We start from the raw sequence: 20,321 nt of genomic DNA on the forward strand, positions 1-20,321 counted from the left end.
AAGTGACGCTACTCTTCCCGCGTGATCAGATGGCGCAAGGGAGTGGTCGCGCGGGTCCGGCGCGAGTGGCCGGGAGCGGTGGAACTCGACGTCACCACCGAGGAGGGCGGCGCGCGAGCGCTCGCCTATCCCGCCCTGGTGGGGCGCCCCGAACCCGGCGACACGGTGCTGCTCAACACGACCGCGCTCGCGATGGGCCTCGGTACGGGAGGTTACGCCATGGTGGTGGCGCTTCCCGACAGGTTGCCGCAAGATCCTTCCGGCCCCGGACACCTGGTGAAGGCACGCTACACCCCGTTGCAGGCGACCGTGCTCGGCGTCGACGAGCAGGACTCGCCCTTCCATGATGTGCTGCGCGACGCCGACTCGCTCGACGGCATGCCGGTGATCGTCGCCGACCTGCACTCGGCGCTCCCGGCGATCCTGTGCGGCCTGTACGGCCCGCACCCGCCGCAGTCGCCGTCCGGGGACGCGCGGGACACCGGCGGGGATTCCTCCCCCGAGGGGGCGGGCGGGGCGGTACGGCCGCCCCGGGTCGTCTACGTGATGCTCGACGGCGGCGCGCTGCCCGCCTGGTTCTCCATGTCGTGCGCGCGGCTCAGGGAGACCGGCTGGCTCGCCGGGACGGTCACGGTCGGCCAGGCGTTCGGCGGCGACATGGAGGCGGTGACCCTGCACACCGGCCTGCTCGCCGCCCGGCACGTCATGGGCGCCGACGTCGCGGTCGTCACCCAGGGGCCGGGCAACCTCGGCACCGGCACCCGGTGGGGCTTCTCCGGCGTCTCGGCCGGCGAGGCGGTCAACGCCGCCGCCGTCCTGGGGGGGCGGCCGGTCGCGGCGCTGCGGGTCAGCGAGGGCGACCTGCGCGAGCGCCACATCGGGGTGTCCCACCACTCGCTGACCGCCTACGGGCGGGTCGCCCTGGCCCCGGCCCAGGTCGCCGTGCCGGACCTGCCCGGCGGCTTCGGCGAGCGGGTCGCCCGGCAGGCGGAGCCGCTGTCGGCCCGGCACGAGCTGGTGCGGGTGCCGGTGGACGGCCTGCGCGAGACGCTCGCCGACTGCCCGGTGCGGCTGTCGACGATGGGCCGGGGCCTCGCGGAGGACCTGCCCTACTTCCTGGCGTCGGCCGCCGCCGGCCGCCACGCGGCCTCACTGCTGACCCGGCAGGACACGGGCTCCGGCGCCTCCTAGGAGGCAGCCGAAGATGTGCGGTCCGGCCTCGCCGTGAGAGGCGGTGAGGTCGGGCCGGCGCCATGGCCAGGCGTCGTCCGGCGGCGCCGAGGTCCGCTACCGGTGCGGGTCATGAGCCGTTCTCAGCTCCTTTTCACACAAGGTGCGTATGAACGGTGTCATGAGCCGGTACGTCTGCGCGAAAATCATGGTCGTCGACGACGAGCCCAGCATCAGGGAGTTGTTGTCGGAGGCTCTGGAACTGCACGGCTTCCTGGTGAGCACCGCCTCCAGCGGCTGCGGGGCGCTGGAGGCGGTGACGCGCGAGCGGCCCGACCTCATCGTGCTGGACGTGATGCTGCCCGACCTCGACGGGTACGCGGTGGCGCGGAGGCTGCGCGCACGGGGTGACAGCCCGCTGGTGCTGTTCCTGACGGCCAAGGACGCGGTCGGCGACCGGATCGCAGGGCTGACCGCGGGCGGCGACGACTACGTGACCAAGCCGTTCAGCCTGGACGAGGTGATTCTGCGCATCCGGGCGATCCTGCGCCGGGTCCGGCCGCCGGAGGAGCAGGCCCACGACGGCGTGCTGCGGTACGCGGATCTGGAGCTGGATGAGGAGGCCCACATCGTACGGCGGGCCGGGCGGGTCATCCACCTGTCGCCGACGGAGTTCAGCCTGCTGCGCTACCTGATGATCAACGCTGAACGGGTGGTCAGCAAGGCCCAGATCCTCGACCGGGTGTGGGACTACGAGTTCGACGGCAACAGCAGGATCGTCGAGTCCTACATCAGCTACCTGCGGCGCAAGATCGACCAGGACCGTCCGCCGCTGATCCACACGCTGCGCGGCGTCGGCTACCGGCTGCAGGCGCCCTCGTGAGGCCCCCCTGGCCCCTGCGGCACCGGCTGCTGGCCGCGCTGCTCGGCCTGTGCGCCGCCGGGCTGACGACGTTCGCCGCGGCGAGCGTGCTGCTCCTGGACCGTTCGCTGCTGTCCAGGACGGACGCGCAGCTCACCGAGGTCGCCCCCACCTTCGGCAGGCGCCCGCCCTCCCCTCCGCCGCACAACGGCGCGGCGCCGGACGTGCAGCTCCCGACGCAGTTCAGGATCGCCTTCCACAGCTCTTCGGGCACTCTGCTGCGCAACCTGCCCGCCGAGGACTCCGACGCGCCCGCCATCCCCGCCTCGGTGATCTCCGCGGTCCCGCGCGGTCCCGTGACCGTGCCCGACAGGACCGGGACGGGCCAGTGGCGCGTACTCGTGAAACGCCTGCCCGACGGCACCAGGCTGACGGTGTCGATGTCGCTGGAGCCCAACCTGGCGACCGTGCACCAGATCCTGGTGATCGAGGTGGCCGCGGGCACGCTGGTGCTGATGCTGCTCGGCGCCCTCGCCCTCGCGGTGGTACGCCTGGGGCTGCGTCCGCTCACGCGCATGGAGCGTACCGCCGAGGCCATCGCGGGCGGGGACATCGACCGCAGGGTCGGCGACACCGCCCCGGGCACCGAGACGGGGCGGCTGGGCAGGGCGCTCAACACCATGCTCGAACGTCTGGCGACGGCGCTGCACGAGCACGAGCGCTCCGAGCAGAGGCTGCGCCACTTCGTCGCCGACGCCTCCCATGAACTGCGCACGCCGCTCACCTCCATCCGCGGCTTCGCCGAGCTCTACCACCACGGCCAGGGCGCCAGGGACCCGGTGGCCGAGCGCCTGCTGCGCAGGATCGAGGGCGAGGCCGAACGCATGGGCGTCCTGGTGGAGGACATGCTGCTGCTGGCCAGGCTGGACCGCGAACCCGCGCTGGAGACCGGCATCGTGGACCTGCACGTGCTGGCGGGGGACGTGGTGCACGCCGCCCAGGCCCGCGACCGGGGGCGGCCGATCAGGCTGGTCCTGTCCGAGGAGCCGGTGTTCGTGGTCGGCGACGAGCACCGCCTGCACCAGGTCATCGCCAACCTGGTCGGCAACGCCATGAAGCACACGGCCTCGGGCACGGAGATCCGCGTACGGGTCGGCCGCCGCATGGTCGCCGGGGTTCCCGCTCCCGGGGTCGTGCACGCCGGCGCCGGGCCCGCCTCCCGTGCCGGGGCGGCGCTGGTCGAGGTGCGCGACGAGGGGCGGGGCATCGACCCCGGGCACCTGCCGCACGTGTTCGACCGCTTCTACCGCGCCGACGCGGGCCGCTCGCGCGACAGCGGCGGGACCGGGCTGGGGCTGGCCATCGCCGCGGCGCTCGTACAGGCGCACGACGGCCGGATCGAGGTGACGAGCACGCCGGGCCGCCGCACCGCCTTCCGTGTGCTCCTGCCGCTCCACCAGCCCCGGGACGGCTGAGGGCATCGCCCGTTCACCTTCGCGTCGACAGTGGTTCACACATTGTTCCCAGCTTCGTGCTGTCGGATGTGCGCTGACGAAAGGAGGGACATGCTGCAAAGGTTCCGCAGACCGGCTGTTCCGGCGGCGGGCGGCGAGGTGGACGGCGAGGAAGGTCGGCGGTTGCGGGCGCCCAGCACGCTGCACGCCTTCAACCGGTACGAGATCAAGTACCTCGTCAGCACGGCGGAGGCGGCCGGGCTCCGGGAGGAGATCGAGCGGCGCCTCGACCGCGACCGCCACAGCGGCGACGAGGGGTACGGCATCTGGAGCGTCTACTACGACACCCGGCAGCTCCGCTTCTACTGGGAGAAGATCGAAGGGCTGAAGTTCCGCAGGAAGCTGCGGGTGCGCCACTACGGCGACCGGTTCGCGGTGAACGACGGCACGCCGGTGTTCGTCGAGATCAAGCAGCGGGTCAACCGGGTCACGCAGAAGCGCCGGGTGCGTCTGCCGTACCGGGACGCGCTGCGCCTGTGCGACGGACGACGGATGCCCGAGCACGAGCCCTCGCAGCGCGCCTTCATGGAGGAGGTGCTCGACCTGGTGCTCCGCCTGGACCTGCGGCCCACCGCGATGACCGGCTACCAGCGGCACGCCTACGTGGGCCGCGACGCCGACGTGGGCCTGCGTGTGACCTTCGACCAGCGCATCCGCGGCCGCGACCGGGACTTCCACCTCGGCGCCGACGCCGAGAACCGGCTCATCGTCCCGGCCGGCAGGACGATCGTGGAGGTCAAGGCCAACGAGCGGGTGCCGTACTGGCTGACCGACCTGACCGCCCGGCGGAGCCTGCAGGTGGCGCGGGTCTCCAAGTACTGCCAGAGCGTGGAGGCGTACGGGCTGGCCCCGCGCTCGGTCTTCCACGTCCCCGACCACGACCTCGACCCTGTTCTCCCGGAGGCATGACCCCCATGGACTTCTCCTTCCAGGACCTGTCGGGCACGTTCAGCGTGGCCGACATCGCGATCGCGATGACGCTGTCGTTCGTGCTCAGCGCGATGATCGGCTGGGTGTACCGGGCCACGCACCGCAACGTGTCCTACAGCCAGTCCTACGTCCAGACCCTGGTCGTCCTCGGCATGCTGATCTCACTGATCATGCTGGTCGTCGGCTCCAACATCGCCCGCGCGTTCGCGCTGGTCGGCGCCCTGTCGGTGGTGCGGTTCCGCAACGCCATCAAGGAGACCCGCGACGTCGGCTTCATCTTCCTGGTCATGGGCATCGGAATGGCCGTCGGCACCCGCTTCTACCTGCTGGGCGTCGTGGCCGCCGTCGCGATCTCGCTGATCGTCATGGTCATGCACCGGTTCAACTGGTTCCACCTGAACGTACGGCGTCAGGTGGTCAAGGTGCAGGTGCCCTCGGACGAGGACTTCACCGCCACGATCCAGGACGTGCTCATCCGGCACACCGACGAGTTCGAGCTGGTCAGCATGGAGTCGATCCGCGGGGGCGCGCTGACGGAGCTGATGTACACCGTCAAGATCAAGAAGGGCGGTGAGCCCGCGGACCTGATCGCCGGGCTGCGCGAGCGCAACCACGGCCAGTCGGTCACCGTCCTGACCGGGTACGACCAGACCGACCTGTAGTGTCATGGCGCCCCTCAAGCATCGCATCCCCGTCAGACTCCGGCAGAACTGGAAGCTGGTCGCGCTGTGCGCGGCGTTCCTGACCGCCTGCTGGGGCCTGTTCGGCAGCGGGACGATCCGTCCGTACGTCACCACCACCCAGGCCGCCGAGGCCGAGACCGTCACCACGAACCTGACCGGCACCAAGGACCTGTTCGACGCCTCGGTCGCGCACGACGTGAAGCTCACCTTCACCGACGGGGCGTACGAGGACATGCTCGGCGAGTACTTCAAGGACGGCGAGAAGAAGTACGTCGAAGCCGACCTGACCATCGACGGCACCAGGATCCCCAGCGTGGGCGTCCGGCTCAAGGGCAACTCCACCCTGAGGGGGCTGACCTGGAAGGGGCGGAGCAAGCAGAGGACCGGGCCCGGCGGCGGTGGCGGTGGCGGGAGGCCCGAAGGACCTCCCGGTGACTTCCAGCCCCCGGACGGCTTCCAACCGCCCGGCAACGGACAACCGCAGAACGGGCAACCGCAGAACGGCCGGCCCCAGACCGGCCAGCCGCAGAACGGGCAACCCCGGAACGGCCGGCCGCAGAACGGGCAGCCGCAAGGTGACGGGCCGCCCGGAGGCGGGGGCATGTTCGGCGCTCAGCTCAAGGGTGAGGAGCCGGAGAAGCTGCCCTGGCTGATCAGCTTCGACGAGTTCGTGGAGGGCCGCCGCTACCAGGGCCACAGCCAGGTGGCGGTGCGACCGGCCGCCATGGGCTCGACGACGATGCTGAACGAGGCACTGGGCATCTCGGTGGTCGGCGCCTCAGGCGAACCGACCCAACGGTCCACCTACAGCTCCTTCACGGTCAACGGCCGCTCCTCCGCCCCCCGGCTCCTGGTGGAGTACCTCGACGAGGGGTACGCCGAAGGTCTCGGCGACGGTGTGCTGTACAAGTCGCTGGCCTCAAGCGGCTTCACCTACAAGGGCGAGGACCAGACCGGGTACACCACCGATTTCAAGCAGATCAACAAGGTCGGCGGCAAGGACCTGCAGCCGGTCATCGGCCTGGTCAAATGGGTGAACGAGGCCTCCGACGCGGAGTTCGCCGCCGGGCTGGCCGACCGCCTGGACGTGACGTCGTTCGCCCGTTACCTGGTCCTGCAGAACCTCATGGTCAACTTCGACGACATGGCGGGCCCCGGCCGTAACTACTACCTGTGGTACGACCTGAAGGCCGGGAAGTTCAAGGTCATCACCTGGGACCTCAACCTCGCCTTCAGCGGAAACGCCAGGAGCGGCGTGAACGACACGATCTCGATGGGCTTCGGCCAGGGCCGCCCCCCTCGGGACGCCACCCCTCCCGGGGAAGGCGGACAGGGGCGTCCGGAAGGTGGGCAGGGGCGTCCGGAAGGCGGCATGATGCGTACGGGCCATCCCCTGAAGGAGAGGTTCCTCAAGAACGCCGCCTTCAAGAAGATCTACGAGGAGCAGTACCGCGCCCTGTACGCCAAGCTGCTGGGCGACGGCACCGCCTCCGGCCTCCTCGACGGCCTCGTCGCGGCCTACAAGCTGAACGAGGGCGCCGACGCCTCCAAGGTCGACGCCGAGGCGCAGACCCTGCGCACGTTCCTGCAGACCAGGACCGAGGCGCTCCGCTCCGACAAGGCGATCGGCTAGCCCCCTCGCCATGAGCCCTCCCGGCCCCGCCGCGGGCCGGGAGGCTCAGGCTCCGCGGCAGACCTCGAACTCAACGCCGGGATCGTCTCCGCTCACCGCGGGACTCCGGTCTCTGTGCCGAGTGCCGGGGCCGCCTCGGGCGGCCCCGGCACTCCCCTCCCGGTCCGGGTGCGCCGCGGGAGGAGGCCGCCCGGAGGCTACCGGCGGCCCCCGGCGGGCTCCGGGGCGTCGTGGAGGTCCCCGGCGGGCCCCGGGGCCTCGTGGAAGTCCTTGAAGGTGAAGGCCGCCGGCGTGGGGCCCTCCCCCCGCAGCAGGGCCAGCCGCTCCATCCCCTCCTCCAGCGTCGGGACGTACCCGGCGGGGATCCACCACATCACCGTGTACGGCTCCGCCATGCGCAGGAACCACTCCCTGCGCCGCCGCAGGAACTCCAGATGGACGGTGCGGTAGGCGAAGTCCCACAGGGTCTCGCGCGACTCCCACACCGAGAAGTTGATCAGCAGGTGGTCGCCGTAGTCGTGCTGGACGGTGTCCTGAGGATCGTCGCCGCCCTTGAGCCGCCAGACGAAGCCGGGGGAGCTCTCGGCGAGCGCGTTGATGGGTTCGAGTCCGGCCATGAAGTCCGCGAGTTCAGGGGAGTCGGTGGGCGCGCGAAGGTGGCCCACGTTCATCTGAGCGAGGTGCATGGTCATCAGGAGACCATTCCGCCCTCTTCTATGTCAATCTTCATTGTTTTTAGAAGAAGGCGACGCAGCACTCCCCCGGTCTCGGATCCATCCGGGCCGTCACCCCCTCCTCGCCCGAACCCTCCAGCATCCCCTGGCACAACGCCAGGTTCATCGAGCAGACCAGCATCGGGTGCTCCCCGGCCAGAACGTGGAACGGGCAGTTGCGCAGCCGCAGCCGTCCCTCCTCCTCGTACGGCTCGTAGCCGCGCCGGCGCAGCAGCCCCGCCAGGTCCTCCCCGGGCTCGGCGAGGCGGGTCCCGGCCCGCCGCGCGGCCTCCTCGGCCCGCTCGTCCCCGCCCAGCAGCTCGACCACCTCGGCCAGCACCAGCGCGAGCGTCCGGTAGTCCCGGGCCGGGACGCTGACCTGCCACTCCCCCGCCGCGCGCCGGTAGACCTTGGCCGGACGGCCGCTCCCGGGGCCGGTCCGGTCCGTGAGCCGGCGGAACCCCGCCTCCAGCAGCCCGGCCTCGACCAGCCGGTCGAGGTGGAAGGCGGCCAGGGTCCGCTGCGCCCCCACCGCCTCGGCCACCTCGCCGCGTCCCACCTCGCGGCCCTGCGCGGCCACGTACTCGTAGACGGCGCGCCGTACCGGATCCTGCAGGATCGCGACCACGCCGAGATCGTCACTGCTCACAGCGGAATCTTAGGTTCTGCCCCGGAAAACGCAGCCGGGGCCGCCTCGGGCGGCCCCGGCACGGGGAACGGATCATGGACGGACCGGGAAGGGGTCCGGAGGCGGCCTCAGTAGGCGCCGAGGACGTCCACCGCGAAGACCAGGGTGTCGGTGCCCTTGATCTTGTCACCGGAGCCCTGCTCGCCGTAGCCGAGGCTCGGCGGGATGCTCAGCAGCACCCGGCTGCCGACCGGGACGCCCACCAGGCCCTGGTCCCAGCCCTTGATGACCTTGCCGGTGCCGATCTGGAACATGATCGGCTGGCCGCCGCGCGCCCAGCTGCTGTCGAACTCGACGCCCGAGCCCCAGATCTTGCCGACGTACTGGACCAGGATCGACTGGCCGGCCTTGACCGCCGGGCCCGACCCCTTGATCACCGTCTTGGCGACGAGGTCCTTGGGCGCCTTCTCCTTGGTCTTGGTGTCCAGCTTCGGCGCGGCGTCGCCGCCGGGGTTCTCCAGCTTGATGCCCTTGATTCCGGCGTCGGTGGCCTTGCCCTGGACCGCCTTGTCCTTGGGCACGCCCACCACGTCGATCACGAAGACCTGCGACTGGCCGGCGGGGGCCTGCTGCTGCTGCTCGGCGGGCAGCGAGTCCTTGGCGACGACGGACAGGAAGCGGCCACCGTCCTTGGTCTCGGCGAAGCCCTTGCGCAGGATCTCCGGGACCTGTTCGTTGAGCGTGATCAGCTGCGGCCCGCCCTCGTCATAGGTCGAGCCGATCATCTTGTTGGTCTTGCCGTCCCAGGTGTAGACGGTGAAGTTGGCGACCACGTTCGACCCCTTCTGGGCCGGGGCGCCGGCCGTACCGGGGGTGATCACCTGGTAGGAGGAGGTCTCGGCGACCTTCGCGGGGAAGGCCACGGCCGGCTTGGCGTTGGGCGCGCCGGTGACCTTCAGCGCCGAGACCGCCTCGCCGCTCGGGTTGGCGGAGTTCGCGGTGGCGGTGCCGTCACCGGACCCACAGGCCGCGGCGAACATCAGGGGCAGGGCGGCCAGTACGGCCAGGCTGCGGCGACGCATAGATATCCCTCAGGCAGACGTCAGGTTCGCGTCACACTACTCGCCTTGGCATAGGGTCGCGATAAATCACCGGTCGCCTTGCCGAAGCATGACCATCACATTCCGGCGATGAGCTTCTCCACCCTCTCGTCCACGCTGCGGAAGGGATCCTTGCACAGCACGGTGCGCTGCGCCTGGTCGTTGAGCTTCAGATGCACCCAGTCGACGGTGAAGTCGCGCCGCTTCTCCTGCGCCCGGCGGATGAACTCCCCGCGCAGCCGCGCCCGGGTGGTCTGCGGCGGCACCGACTTGGCCTCGAAGATCTTCAGGTCGGTGGTCACCCGCTCCACCGAGCCGCGCCGCTGCAGCAGGTAGTACAGGCCGCGGCGGCGGTGCACGTCGTGGTAGGCCAGGTCCAGCTGGGCGACCCGGGGACTCGACAGCGGCAGGTCGTACTTGTCGCGGTACCGCTCGATGAGCTGGTATTTCGTCACCCAGTCGATCTCGCGGGAGACCAGGTCGAGATTGCCGGTGTCGACGGCGTTGAGGGTGCGCTCCCACAGCTCCAGCACCCGCTCGCTGATCTCGTCACCGCCGCGGCGGTCGACGAAGTCGCGGGCCTTGGCGAGGTATTCCTGCTGGATCTCCAGCGAGGACGCCTCCCTGCCGTTGGCCAGCCTGACCCGCCGCCGCCCGGTCATGTCGTGGGAGACCTCCCGGATGGCCCGGATGGGGTTCTCCAGCGACAGGTCGCGCATCACCGTGCCGGCCTCGATCATGCGCAGCACCAGGTCGGTCGCGCCGACCTTGAGCAGCATGGTCGTCTCGCTCATGTTGGAATCGCCGACGATGACGTGCAGCCGGCGGAACCGCTCGGCGTCGGCGTGCGGCTCGTCACGGGTGTTGATGATGGGCCGCGAGCGGGTGGTCGCGCTGGAGACGCCCTCCCAGATGTGCTCGGCCCGCTGGGAGACGCAGTAGACGGCGCCCCGGGGGGTCTGCAGCACCTTCCCCGCGCCGCAGATGATCTGCCGGGTGACCAGGAAGGGGATCAGCACGTCGGCCAGGCGGCCGAACTCGCCGTGCCGGCCCACCAGGTAGTTCTCGTGGCAGCCGTAGGAGTTGCCCGCCGAGTCGGTGTTGTTCTTGAAGAGGTAGATGTCGCCGGCGATGCCCTCCTCGCGGAGCCTCTTCTCGGCGTCGACCAGCAGGCCCTCCAGGATGCGCTCCCCCGCCTTGTCGTGGGTGACGAGCTCCACGACATTGTCGCACTCGGGGGTGGCGTACTCGGGGTGGCTGCCGACGTCGAGGTAGAGACGGGCGCCGTTGCGCAGGAAGACGTTGCTCGATCGGCCCCAGGAGACGACGCGGCGGAAAAGGTAACGCGCGACCTCGTCGGGCGACAGCCGCCGCTGTCCCCTGAACGTGCAGGTGACCCCGTATTCGTTCTCAAGTCCGAAGATGCGACGGTCCATTGCCTCACACTATTCGCCGAACCCCTCCCGCGGGAGGGATCAGTGGGGGGTTTTCGGTCCTACGGCTTATGCCCGGCGCGGTGCTCGGCTAAGCACGCGCGGGCCTCGGCCCGGCACGCCGCGGCCCGCGCCCGGGACGTCCCCGGGCGCGGGCCGCGGCGTGGGTCCCCGGCGGCGCGCAGGACCGGCGAGGAGGGGCGAGGGGGTCAGGGGGTGTAGATCTCCTGCACCTTGACGATCCGGCCGCGGTAGACGGTGATCAGCGCCGGGCGCTGCAGCTTCGCGGCCCGCTTCAGCAGCGTCGCGCGGGAGCAGCGCTTGGCGCCCAGGCCGCTCCGCCTGTCGACGGTCATGTTCGCCATCCGCGACGAGCAGCCGAGGGCGCTCAGGTAGACCACGTTCCCGGCCACGGGCGAGCTGTAGGCGGTGACGTCACCCTCCGGCGGGCCCTCGAAGTGGCCCTCGGTGTACTTGTCCCGCACCCACTTGATCGGCTCGTACTCGGCCCGCCCGCCGGACACGTGGGTGATCCAGCCGCGCAGGATGCCGTCCTTGCGGGAGCTGATGCGCTTGGTGAAGTCGTGGCCGGGGTCGGACTGGAACGTCGTCCCGAAGATCTTCGGCGCCGGGAAGTGGGGGATCGCGGCCACCCGGGCGGGGGCCGCCTGGACGGAGGCCGCCTGGGCGGGGATCGCAGCCGCCTGGGCGGGGGCCGTACCGGCGGCGAGGGCGGCGCACAGGGCGGCGGCGGTCAGAACGGATCGTTTCATGACTGCTTCGACCACGGCTCCGCGCCTCCGGTTCACCGAACCGGGATGTGATCCGCGTCACAACGCGCGGGCGCCGCGTCCCCCGACGGGGACGCGGCGCCCGCGGAGCGTGCGGTCAGCCGCCGGAGCCGGTGTCGATCTCCCCCTCGGGAGCGGTGGGCGGCGTCTGGGACCCGCCGTCCTGCGGCGCGGCGGGCGCGCCGGCCTCGGCGGTTCCGCCGTCCGCGGCGCCCTCCGCGGCGGACGGCTCGGCCAGCAGCGCCTCCAGCCTCGGACCGGCCAGGCGCTGGAACTTGCGGTGCGGCCGGTTGCGGTCGAGCACCGCCACCTCCAGCTGACCGGCGGGGGGACGCTCACCGCCCGGCTCGGTCAGCGCGAACAGCGCCGCCTGCAGCGCGTCGGCCAGCGACAGGCCGTCGCGGTAGCGCTCCTTGAGCCGGCCCGCGACCGCCTCGGCCTGGCCGCCCATCGCCACCAGGCCGGACTCGTCGAACACCGAGCCGTCGAAGGTGAGGCGGTAGATGTGGTCCTCGTCGACGGTGTCGCCGACCTCGGCCACCACGAGCTCCACCTCGAACGGCTTCAGCGACTCGGTGAAGATCTGGCCGAGGTTCTGCGCGTAGAGGTTGGCCAGGCCCCGGGCGGTGACGTCCTCCCGGTCGTAGGTGTAGCCGTTGATGTCGGCGTAGCGGATCCCGCCGAGGCGCAGCGCCTCGAACTCGTTGTACCGGCCGACCGCGGCGAAGCCGATCCGGTCGTAGATCTCACTGATCTTGTGCAGGGCACGGGAGGGGTTGGGGGCGACGAACAGGATGCCGTCCTCGTACTGCAGCACGACGACGCTGCGGCCTCGCGCGATGCCCTTGCGCGCGTAGTCCGCCTTGTCCCGCATCTGCTGCTCGGGCGAGACATATCCAAAGGGTATGGACACCTGCGGTGATCCTCTCGTGTTAACGCAGCGGAGCGGTGGGACCGTCGGGGGAACTCTTCCGGCCCTCCACCATCGCCTCGACGTTCTCGGCGATCTCGTCGTCGCTCAGGCGGCGGTAGCCGTCGGCGGTGATCACCGCGACGACGGGCCAGATCCTGCGGATGACGTCGGGACCGCCGGTCGCCGAGTCGTCGTCGGCCGCGTCGTAGAGGGCCTGCAGGACCGTCAGCACGGTGTCCTCCGGGCTCGCTCCCTCGCGGTACAGCTTCTTCAGCGAACCCCGCGCGAAGATCGAGCCGGAGCCGATCGCGTGGTGCTGGTGCTGCTCGTACGGCCCGCCGCCCACGTCGTAGCTGAAGATCCGGCCGCTGTCCCCGCTCGGGTCGTAGGCCACGAACAGCGGGACCACGACCAGGCCCTGCATCGCCATCGGCAGGTTGCCGCGGATCATCGTGGCCAGCCGGTTGGCCTTGCCCGCCACCGACAGCGAGCGGCCCTCGCGCTTCTCGTAGTGCTCCAGCTCGACCCGGTAAAGGCGCGCCAGCTCGATGCCGGTGCTCGCCGCGCCGGCGATGCCCATGGCCGAATGGTCGTCCAGGCGGAACACCTTCTCCATGTCACGCTGGGAGATGATGTTGCCCGACGTCGCCCGCCGATCCCCGGCGATCACCACGCCGCCGGCGCAGGTCGCCGCGACGATCGTGGTGGCATGGGGGATCTGGTCACCGACCGGGGCCGCCAGCGTCTCGTTGCGGCCCGGCAGCAAGTCCGGCGCGTGGGACCTGACGAACTCCGAGAACGAGGAACTCCCGGTGTCGGTAAAGATGTGATTCACCATGCCGGCGGGCAGGTCCCTGTGCGATCCCACGCGACTCCCTCCAAAGGTGCGGTCCCTTATGGCCCGACCTTACTCACGTTGCCGTGCTGTCTGCACTTCCCTCGATCAGCTCAGCGCGAACCACCTGTGCCCCTCCCGTTCAATCTTTACGCCCGTGTAAGCCTGTGTAATCGTCGAGTTGTCGTGACATGCCTTACCTCCCCCTGGAGGTCACGTGAGACCCTTCCACCGGCCTGTCCTGATATCGACCCTGGCAGCCGCCGTGCTCGCCCTCTGCTCCTGCGGTTCCGGCTCCCCCGCCGACGGCGGCGTCACCCTGACCATCACGGCCAACGCCATCTCCGGCGGCAAGAACTCGGTCAGCGCCGACTGGTTCAAGAACTGGGTGATCCCGAGGTTCGAGGCCGCGCAGAAGCGGGCGGGGCGGGACGTGCGCGTGCTGTTCCAGCCCAACGGCGTCGACGACGAGCAGTACAAGACGAAGGTCGCGCTGGACCTGAAGTCGAGGACCGGCGCCGACGTGATCGACCTCGACGGGATCTGGGTCGGCGAGTTCGCCCAGGCCGGGTACATCAAGCCCCTCGGCGAGGTCGGCGGCGCCGCGGTGGACTCCTGGGACGGCTGGCGGCAGATCCCCGAGGCGGTGCAGGGCCTGGGCGTCTTCGACGGCAAGAGGTACGGCGTGCCGCAGGGCACCGACGGGCGCATCCTCTACTACAACAAGAGCCTGTTCGCCAAGGCCGGTCTGCCGGAGAAGTGGCAGCCCAGGAGCTGGCAGGAGATCCTCGACGCCGGGACGGCGCTGCGCCGGCTGCCCGGCGTGACGCCGATCCAGATCAACGCCGGCACCGCGATGGGCGAGGCCACCTCGATGCAGGGCGCGCTGCCGCTGCTGGCCGGCACCGGCACCGAGATCTACGCCGACGGCAAGTGGGCCGGGGCCTCCCAGGGCGTCAAGGACGTGCTGGACCTCTACCGGCGGATCTACGCGGGCGGCCTGGGCGACCCCAGACTGCAGCAGGAGGCCAAGGGCCGCGACAAGTCCTTCGCCGAGTTCGCCGCCGGCAAGATCGGCGTCCTCGCCGAGGGCGACTACTTCTGGCGCTCGGTGATCGATCCCAAGGCCGGCGTGGCCCCGATGGCCGACCGGGACAAGGTCGTGGGATACGCCAAGATCCCCGCGCGGACGCCCGGAGCGGGGATCCGCGGCCAGGACTTCGTCAGCATGTCCGGCGGCGCCGTACGGGTGCTGAACCCCTTCTCCAGACATCCTCGGCAGGCGTGGGAGCTGCTGGCGTTCATGCACTCGGCCGAGGCGGTCAAGGCCGAACTGGCCGGGGCCGTCCGCGTCACCTCCCGCTCCGACGTCAACGACGAGGTCCTCGCCGGCGACCCGCTGCTGAGCTTCGTCTCCCGGGAGATCCTGCCGATCACGGCCTACCGTCCCGGTCTGGCCCTCTACCCCCAGGTGTCGGCCGCCCTGCAGGAGGCCACGGCCGACGTCGTCTCCGGCAGGTCCGTCGAGGAGGCCGCCACCGCCTACCGCACCAAGCTGGAACGCCTCTCCGGCAACCCCGCCAACGTCACCAACTAGCTCGGGGGCGCCGGTGTCCGGACCGAGGAGAGCCGCGAGGGGGCGCCGGTGTCTGGACCGAGGAACGAAGGAGCGAAGCGACGCAGTGACGAGGGAAGACACCGGACACCAGCCCCCGAGCCGCGACACGCAGTGTCGCCATGAGCCCGCGAGGGGGCGCCGGTGTCTGGACCGAGGAACGAAGGAGCGAAGCGACGCAGTGACGAGGGAAGACACCGGACACCAGCCCCCGAGCCGCGACACGAAGTGTCGCCATGAACACAGAAGACACCGGGCAAGAGCCCCCGAGCCGCGACACGCAGTGTCGCAATGAGTACAGATGCGGTCGGCCTCGGGAAGAGCCGGGCGGTGGTGTTCGCGTTGCCTGCTCTGGTGCTCATCGGGGTCTTCCTGGTCTTCCCCGCCCTGTGGACCATCTACCTGGGTCTCACCGACTACCGGCTGACCGGCCTGGCGGCGGCGGACCCGCAGGTGGTGGGAGCCGCCAACTACACCGCCGCGCTCGGCGACGAGCGGTTCCGCAGCTCCTTCTGGCTGACCGCGCAGTACGTCCTCGGTTCGGCGGTCATCGGGCAGGCGGGGCTCGGCTTCACCCTGGCGTGGACGCTGCGCGGCCGGCGCGGGGCCGTACGGCGGGTCGTCGAGGGGCTGGTGCTGCTGTCGTGGATCCTGCCGGGCTCGGTGGTGGCGTTCCTGTGGATCGCGCTGCTGGACCGCGACGGCGGGACCCTCAACGCCCTGCTGGGCACCCCCGGCGCCGCCTGGCTGCTCGACCACCCGATGCTGTCGATCATCGTGTTCAACACCTGGCGGGGCACCGCGTTCTCGATGATGCTCTACTCGGCGGCGCTGGAGAACGTGCCCGTCTCCCACCTGGAGACCGCCCGCCTGGCCGGGGCCTCCACCCTGCAGCAGCTCCGGGACGTGGTGCTGCCCCAGATCAGGGTGCACGTGCTGACCAACGTGCTGCTGACGAGCCTGTGGACGTTCAACGACTTCACGCCGTTCCTGATCACCGCGGGCGGCCCCGAGGGGCGGTCGGAGATCCTGCCGTTCTACGTCTACAACACCGCCCTGCGCGGCGGGCAGCTCGGTTTCGGCGCCGCCGTGTCCTTCCTCATCCTCCTGATCAATCTCGTCTTCGCGCTGGCCTACCTGCGCCTGCTGCGCAACCGCCGGGAGGTGGCCGTGTGAGCTCCGAACCCGCCGCGGACCCCGGTGCCCACCCCGGACCGGCCGGGGCTTCCGAGCCCCGGATCCCGCCCGGCCCCGCCGTACCCGGCGGGCCCGCACCCGGCCCGCGTTCGCCCGTCCGGCACGCGCCCGTACGACACGCGCTCGGCCGGATCTCCTCGACCGCCTTCCTGGCGCTCGTCGCCGCCTTCTTCGCGCTGCCGATGCTCTGGCTGGCCTCGGCGCCGTTCGACGCCCACCCCTCCATCACGGTTTCGGTGCCGGAGTTCACGCTGGCCAACTTCCGCGCCATCCTCGCCAACCCCTACGCGGCGGGCTCCATCGTCAACTCCGTCATCCAGGCCGGCGGCGCGGCGGTCCTCGTGGTCGTCCTGGCCGCCCTGGCTGCCTACGCCCTGTCCCGGGTCCGGGTGCCCGGCCGCGACGTCCTGCTGTACGTGCTGCTGCTCCTGTCGTCGGTCGTCACCGGCACCGCCGCGATGGTGCCGATCTTCGAGCTGGCCACCCGGCTAGGCCTGGTCGACACCCATCTCGGTGTCATCCTCGTCGTCTCCGGCGGCCTCCTCCCGGCGGCGATCTTCATCCTCAAGGACTTCATGGACGCCACCCCCACCTCCTACGAGGAGTCGGCGCGGGTCTTCGGCGCCTCGCCGATGCAGATCCTGCGCCACATCGTGGTCCCCCTCGTCCGGCCCGGCCTGGCGACGGTGGCGGTGTGGGCGGTGGCCAGCGTGTGGGGCGGCTTCCTGATGCAGTACATCCTGCTGCGCGACCCGGACAAGTCGCCCAGCGCGGTCGTGCTGTTCACCCTCTACACCGAGGGCGGCCAGCCCGACCTGCCGTTGATCTCGACATTCTCCCTGCTCTACTCACTGCCGGTGGTACTGATGTACCTGTTCGTGAGCAGCAGGTACGGCTTCCGCTTCCATGGAGGGATCAAGCAGTGATCTCCGTGCACGGCCTGACCAAGGTGTTCCCCGGCGGCGTCCGGGCGCTCGACTCCCTCGACCTGGAGATCGGCGAGGGCGAGTTCTTCGCGCTGCTGGGGCCGTCCGGCTGCGGCAAGACCACGCTGCTGCGGACGATCGCCGGCCTGGAGACCCCCACCTCCGGGAGCGTCGTCATCGGCGGGACCGACGTGACCGCGCTGCCGCCCGGCCGCCGCGACGTCGCCATGGTCTTCCAGGACTACGCCCTGTTCCCCCACATGGACGTCACCGACAACATCGCCTACCCGCTGCGGATCAGGAAGGTCCCCCGCGCCCGCCGCCGGGCCAGGGCCGCCGAGGTCGCCGACCGGCTGAGCCTCACCGAGCTGCTCGGCAGGCGCCCCGGGCAGCTGTCGGGCGGCCAGCAGCAGCGGGTGGCGCTCGCGCGGGCCATCGCCTGCCACCCGCGGGCGTTCCTGTTCGACGAGCCGCTGTCCAACCTCGACGCCCGGCTCCGCCTGGAGGCCCGCACCTTCCTCAAGCGCCTGCAGGACGAGCTCGGCGTCACCACCGTGTTCGTCACCCACGACCAGGGCGAGGCGCTCGCCCTGGCCCACCGGATCGCGGTCATGGACGCGGGCCGCGTCGCCCAGGTCGGCACCCCCGCCGAGGTGTTCCACCGCCCCGCCACCACCTTCGTCGCCTCCTTCATCGGCTCCACCCCGATGAACCTGCTGCCCGGGCGGATGGGTGACGGCGCGCTGCACGTGGCGGGCGCCGTACTGCCGGTCCCCGGGGACCCGCCCGGCGGCGAGGCCGGGAGAGGCGCCGGGGACGGCGGGGACGGCGGGGAGATCGTGTACGGCGTGCGCCCGGAGTACACCGACCTGTCCACCACGCGGCGCGACGACGGGTTCGCCGGCGAGGTCGCCGTCCTGGAGAACCTCGGCACCGCCACCCTCGTCACCCTGGAGGGCCCCGGCCACCTCGTCCAGGCGGTCGTCCCCGAGGGCCGCGAACCGGCGCTGGGCACGACCGCCTGGGCGGTCCCCCGGCCGGGCCGCGCCCTGCTCTACCGCGACGACGTCCTGGTGGGCCGGGCATGAGGGCGCTGCGGCTGACCGGCCGCTGGAGCCTCGCGGACCGGGTCGCCGGCCCGGTCCGCGGCGTGCCGTTCGAGTTGCCCGCCGGGGCCCGCGCCTTCACCGTCCGCCTGGCCTACGATCGCTCCGCCGGTGTGCTGGACCTCGGCTGCGAGGGCCCGGCCGGGTTCCGCGGCTGGTCCGGCGGCGCCCGCTCGGAGTACACCGTCGCCCCCGGCTGGGCCACCCCGGGATACCTGCCCGGCGAGCCCGAACCCGGCGAGTGGCGCGTCCTGCTGGGCCTGTACCGCGTCCCGCCGGACGGCCTGCCGTACGAGGTGACGGTCATCCCGCACCTCGCGCCGCCCGTCGCGCCGCCCGCCCGCGCCGGGCTGCGGCCTCCGCCACCCCCGCCGCGGGCCCCCGCCGCGGTCCGCCGCGGCCTGCCCGCCCTCGGCGACCTGCGCTGGCTCGCCGGCGACCTGCACGCCCACACCGTCCACTCCGACGGCTCGCTCGGCGTCTCCGAGCTCGCCTGCCTGGCCGCCGACCGCGGCCTGGACTTCCTCGCCGTCACCGACCACAACACCGTCAGCCACCACGCGGAGCTTCCCGCCGCCGCGACCTACGCCGCGATCACCCTGGTCCCCGGCCAGGAGGTCACCACCGACCTCGGCCACGCCAACGTCTTCGGCGACGTCGGCTGGATCGACTTCCGCGAACCCCCCGACCGGTGGTCCGAGACGGTCGGCGAGCGCGGCGGGGTCATGTCGGTCAACCATCCCGTGGCCGCCGACTGCGCGTGGCGCCACCCCATGCGCATCCCTCCCCCGGCGGTGGAGGTGTGGCACTGGAGCTGGTGGGACCGCACCTGGGGGGCGCCGCTGGCCTGGACGCAGGCGTGGTCGCCCGGGGCCGTGCTGGTCGGCGGCAGCGACTACCACCGGCCCGAGGAGGGCCATCCGCTCGGCGAACCCACCACCTGGGTGCTCGGCCGCGACCCCCTGGACGGGCTGCGCCAGGGCGTCACCGCCGTCTCCGCCACCCCCGACGGCCCCCTGCTGCTGCGCCACGGCGACGACTTCCTCGTCGTCGGCGGCGACGGGCTCGTGCTGTGGGGGCCCGGCACCCGGCGGGTCGTCGTCGGCGACCGGGTCGTCCTGCCCGCCCGGCCGGGGCCGCACCGCCTGGAGACGTACCGCAACGAGGTGATGGCGCTGTGCACGTAGTGAAGGTCGCGCTCGCCGGGCTCGGCGTCGCCGCCCAGGTGATGTACCTGCCGCTGCTGGCCAGGCGGCGGGACCTGTTCGAGGTGACCGACGTGTGCGACCTCGACCCGGCACGGGCCGAGGCCACGGGCCGCCTCACCGGTGCCCGCCCGCACGCCGACCCCCTGGAGATGCTCGGCCGCGGCGGCTTCGACGCGCTGGTCGTGCTCACCGCCGGGTCCCACGGCGCCCTCGTCGCCGCCGCCCTGGAGGCCGGCTTCGCCGTACTGTGCGAGAAGCCCCTCGCCTACAGCCGGGCCGAGGCCGAAGCGCTGCGGGCCGGGCCGCTGCGGGCCGGCGAGCGGCTCATGGTCGGCTACATGAAGCAGTACGACCCGGCCGTGCGGCGTGCCGCCGCCCTGCTGGCGGGGAGGGCCGTACGGCACCTCGGCGTCACCGTCCTGCACCCCACCGACGAGGCCCAGCTCGCCTTCGCCCGCGTGCGGCCCTCCCGTCCCGCCCCCGGGGCGCTCGCGCCCTGGCTGCGGGCCGACGCGGCGGCACTGGACGCCGCGCTCGGCCCGGACGCCCCCGCGGCGGTCCGGTCCCTCTACGCCGGTGTGGTGCTCGGCAGCCTCTGCCACGACCTGGCGCTGCTGCGGACGTTCGGCGGCCCGCCCGTCACCGTCGACCACGCCGCCGCCTGGGACGGCCCCTCCCTGGAGGTCAGCGGGGCGCTGCGCCGGGGCCGCTACGGCCTGCGCTGGCACTACCTGCCCGGCCACCCCGCCTACCGGGAGACCGTCAGCGTCCACCACGAGGACGGCACACTGGAGCTGGTCTTCCCCTCCCCCTACCTGATGAACGCCCCCACCGTCCTGACCTCCTCCTCCCCGGACGGAGCCGCCGAGGTCAGGGCCGTCCACCGCGACGTGTCCGAGGCGTTCGAGCTGCAGCTGGAGGCGTTCCACGCCCTCGTCACCGAGGGCACGCCCCCGCTCACCGGCCTCGACGGCGCCCTCGCCGACATCGTCGCCGCCCAGCAGATCATCCGGGCGGTCGCCGGGCCGTCCGTCGGAGGTGAGGCACGTGACGCCTGACATCGC

Annotated in this window: 19 protein-coding genes; 12 read left to right on the plus strand and 7 right to left on the minus strand. The window is 71.7% G+C overall.

The features are described from left to right. The first annotated feature begins 21 nt into the window (after nucleotides 1–21). The 6 genes from IEZ10_RS25655 (at nucleotide 22) to IEZ10_RS25680 (ending at nucleotide 6,792) form a co-directional block, all read left to right on the plus strand. Nucleotides 22–1,191, plus strand: coding sequence for a DUF3866 family protein (locus IEZ10_RS25655; protein ID WP_189249091.1), 1,170 nt, complete (start codon nucleotides 22–24; stop codon nucleotides 1,189–1,191). 160 nt (nucleotides 1,192–1,351) lie between these two features. After that, entirely contained in the window at nucleotides 1,352–2,053 is a 702-nt protein-coding gene (locus IEZ10_RS25660; RefSeq protein WP_229811640.1) for a response regulator transcription factor, read from the plus strand. Further along, complete coding sequence (locus IEZ10_RS25665; protein ID WP_229811641.1) at nucleotides 2,050–3,507, plus strand: sensor histidine kinase; 1,458 nt, start codon at nucleotides 2,050–2,052, stop codon at nucleotides 3,505–3,507. Before IEZ10_RS25660 ends, IEZ10_RS25665 begins: the two co-directional genes overlap by 4 nt. A gap of 90 nt (nucleotides 3,508–3,597) precedes the next feature. Next, nucleotides 3,598–4,455 (plus strand): polyphosphate polymerase domain-containing protein, encoded by an 858-nt coding sequence (locus tag IEZ10_RS25670; RefSeq protein WP_189249093.1) that lies wholly within the window; start codon nucleotides 3,598–3,600, stop codon nucleotides 4,453–4,455. Then, nucleotides 4,452–5,138: a DUF4956 domain-containing protein gene (locus IEZ10_RS25675; RefSeq protein WP_229811642.1), complete on the plus strand. Its 687-nt coding sequence runs from the start codon at nucleotides 4,452–4,454 to the stop codon at nucleotides 5,136–5,138. Before IEZ10_RS25670 ends, IEZ10_RS25675 begins: the two co-directional genes overlap by 4 nt. A 4-nt stretch (nucleotides 5,139–5,142) precedes the next feature. After that, nucleotides 5,143–6,792, plus strand: a complete 1,650-nt coding sequence (locus IEZ10_RS25680) for a CotH kinase family protein (RefSeq protein ID WP_189249094.1) — start codon at nucleotides 5,143–5,145, stop codon at nucleotides 6,790–6,792. A 197-nt stretch (nucleotides 6,793–6,989) separates the two neighbouring features. Here the strand turns inward: IEZ10_RS25680 and IEZ10_RS25685 are convergent, their stop codons facing one another. The 7 genes from IEZ10_RS25685 to prcB all read right to left on the minus strand — a co-directional run bounded on the left by IEZ10_RS25685 (nucleotide 6,990) and on the right by prcB (nucleotide 13,208). Continuing rightward, nucleotides 6,990–7,484 (minus strand): DUF3291 domain-containing protein, encoded by a 495-nt coding sequence (locus tag IEZ10_RS25685; RefSeq protein WP_308426305.1) that lies wholly within the window; start codon nucleotides 7,482–7,484, stop codon nucleotides 6,990–6,992. Between the two features lie 43 nt (nucleotides 7,485–7,527). After that, the gene (locus tag IEZ10_RS25690; RefSeq protein WP_189249095.1) at nucleotides 7,528–8,154 is read right to left on the minus strand and encodes a helix-turn-helix transcriptional regulator; all 627 of its coding nucleotides are present in this window, start codon (nucleotides 8,152–8,154) and stop codon (nucleotides 7,528–7,530) included. A 107-nt stretch (nucleotides 8,155–8,261) separates the two neighbouring features. Beyond that, nucleotides 8,262–9,215: an FKBP-type peptidyl-prolyl cis-trans isomerase gene (locus IEZ10_RS25695; RefSeq protein WP_189249096.1), complete on the minus strand. Its 954-nt coding sequence runs from the start codon at nucleotides 9,213–9,215 to the stop codon at nucleotides 8,262–8,264. A gap of 95 nt (nucleotides 9,216–9,310) precedes the next feature. After that, nucleotides 9,311–10,669: a Pup--protein ligase gene (pafA, locus tag IEZ10_RS25700; RefSeq protein ID WP_189249097.1), complete on the minus strand. Its 1,359-nt coding sequence runs from the start codon at nucleotides 10,667–10,669 to the stop codon at nucleotides 9,311–9,313. Between the two features lie 206 nt (nucleotides 10,670–10,875). After that, a complete protein-coding gene (locus IEZ10_RS25705) occupies nucleotides 10,876–11,439 on the minus strand; it encodes a hypothetical protein (RefSeq protein WP_189249098.1) in 564 nt (187 codons plus the stop codon). Nucleotides 11,440–11,554: 115 nt separating this feature from the next. Continuing rightward, on the minus strand, nucleotides 11,555–12,370 hold the full coding sequence (gene prcA, locus IEZ10_RS25710) for a proteasome subunit alpha (RefSeq protein ID WP_189249099.1): 816 nt from the start codon (nucleotides 12,368–12,370) through the stop codon (nucleotides 11,555–11,557). A gap of 19 nt (nucleotides 12,371–12,389) precedes the next feature. Next, nucleotides 12,390–13,208: a proteasome subunit beta gene (prcB, locus tag IEZ10_RS25715; RefSeq protein WP_189249249.1), complete on the minus strand. Its 819-nt coding sequence runs from the start codon at nucleotides 13,206–13,208 to the stop codon at nucleotides 12,390–12,392. A 214-nt stretch (nucleotides 13,209–13,422) separates the two neighbouring features. On the opposite strand from prcB, the gene IEZ10_RS25720 reads away from it, so the two are divergent. The 6 genes from IEZ10_RS25720 (at nucleotide 13,423) to IEZ10_RS25745 (ending at nucleotide 20,315) form a co-directional block, all read left to right on the plus strand. Beyond that, on the plus strand, nucleotides 13,423–14,802 hold the full coding sequence (locus IEZ10_RS25720) for an extracellular solute-binding protein (RefSeq protein WP_189249100.1): 1,380 nt from the start codon (nucleotides 13,423–13,425) through the stop codon (nucleotides 14,800–14,802). 309 nt (nucleotides 14,803–15,111) lie between these two features. Beyond that, nucleotides 15,112–15,996: a carbohydrate ABC transporter permease gene (locus tag IEZ10_RS25725; RefSeq protein WP_189249101.1), complete on the plus strand. Its 885-nt coding sequence runs from the start codon at nucleotides 15,112–15,114 to the stop codon at nucleotides 15,994–15,996. After that, the gene (locus tag IEZ10_RS25730; protein WP_229811643.1) at nucleotides 15,993–16,943 is read left to right on the plus strand and encodes a carbohydrate ABC transporter permease; all 951 of its coding nucleotides are present in this window, start codon (nucleotides 15,993–15,995) and stop codon (nucleotides 16,941–16,943) included. Before IEZ10_RS25725 ends, IEZ10_RS25730 begins: the two co-directional genes overlap by 4 nt. Next, nucleotides 16,940–18,031: an ABC transporter ATP-binding protein gene (locus IEZ10_RS25735; RefSeq protein ID WP_189249102.1), complete on the plus strand. Its 1,092-nt coding sequence runs from the start codon at nucleotides 16,940–16,942 to the stop codon at nucleotides 18,029–18,031. Before IEZ10_RS25730 ends, IEZ10_RS25735 begins: the two co-directional genes overlap by 4 nt. Further along, nucleotides 18,028–19,236 carry a CehA/McbA family metallohydrolase gene (locus tag IEZ10_RS25740; protein ID WP_189249103.1) on the plus strand — a complete coding sequence of 403 codons (1,209 nt, stop codon included), beginning with the start codon at nucleotides 18,028–18,030 and terminating at the stop codon, nucleotides 19,234–19,236. Before IEZ10_RS25735 ends, IEZ10_RS25740 begins: the two co-directional genes overlap by 4 nt. Next, on the plus strand, nucleotides 19,227–20,315 hold the full coding sequence (locus IEZ10_RS25745; RefSeq protein WP_229811644.1) for a Gfo/Idh/MocA family protein: 1,089 nt from the start codon (nucleotides 19,227–19,229) through the stop codon (nucleotides 20,313–20,315). The genes IEZ10_RS25740 and IEZ10_RS25745 overlap by 10 nt, the downstream gene beginning before the upstream one ends. Nucleotides 20,316–20,321 lie beyond the last annotated feature (6 nt).

The organism is Streptosporangium pseudovulgare (genome assembly GCF_014648055.1).
GTDB lineage: Bacteria > Actinomycetota > Actinomycetes > Streptosporangiales > Streptosporangiaceae > Streptosporangium > Streptosporangium pseudovulgare.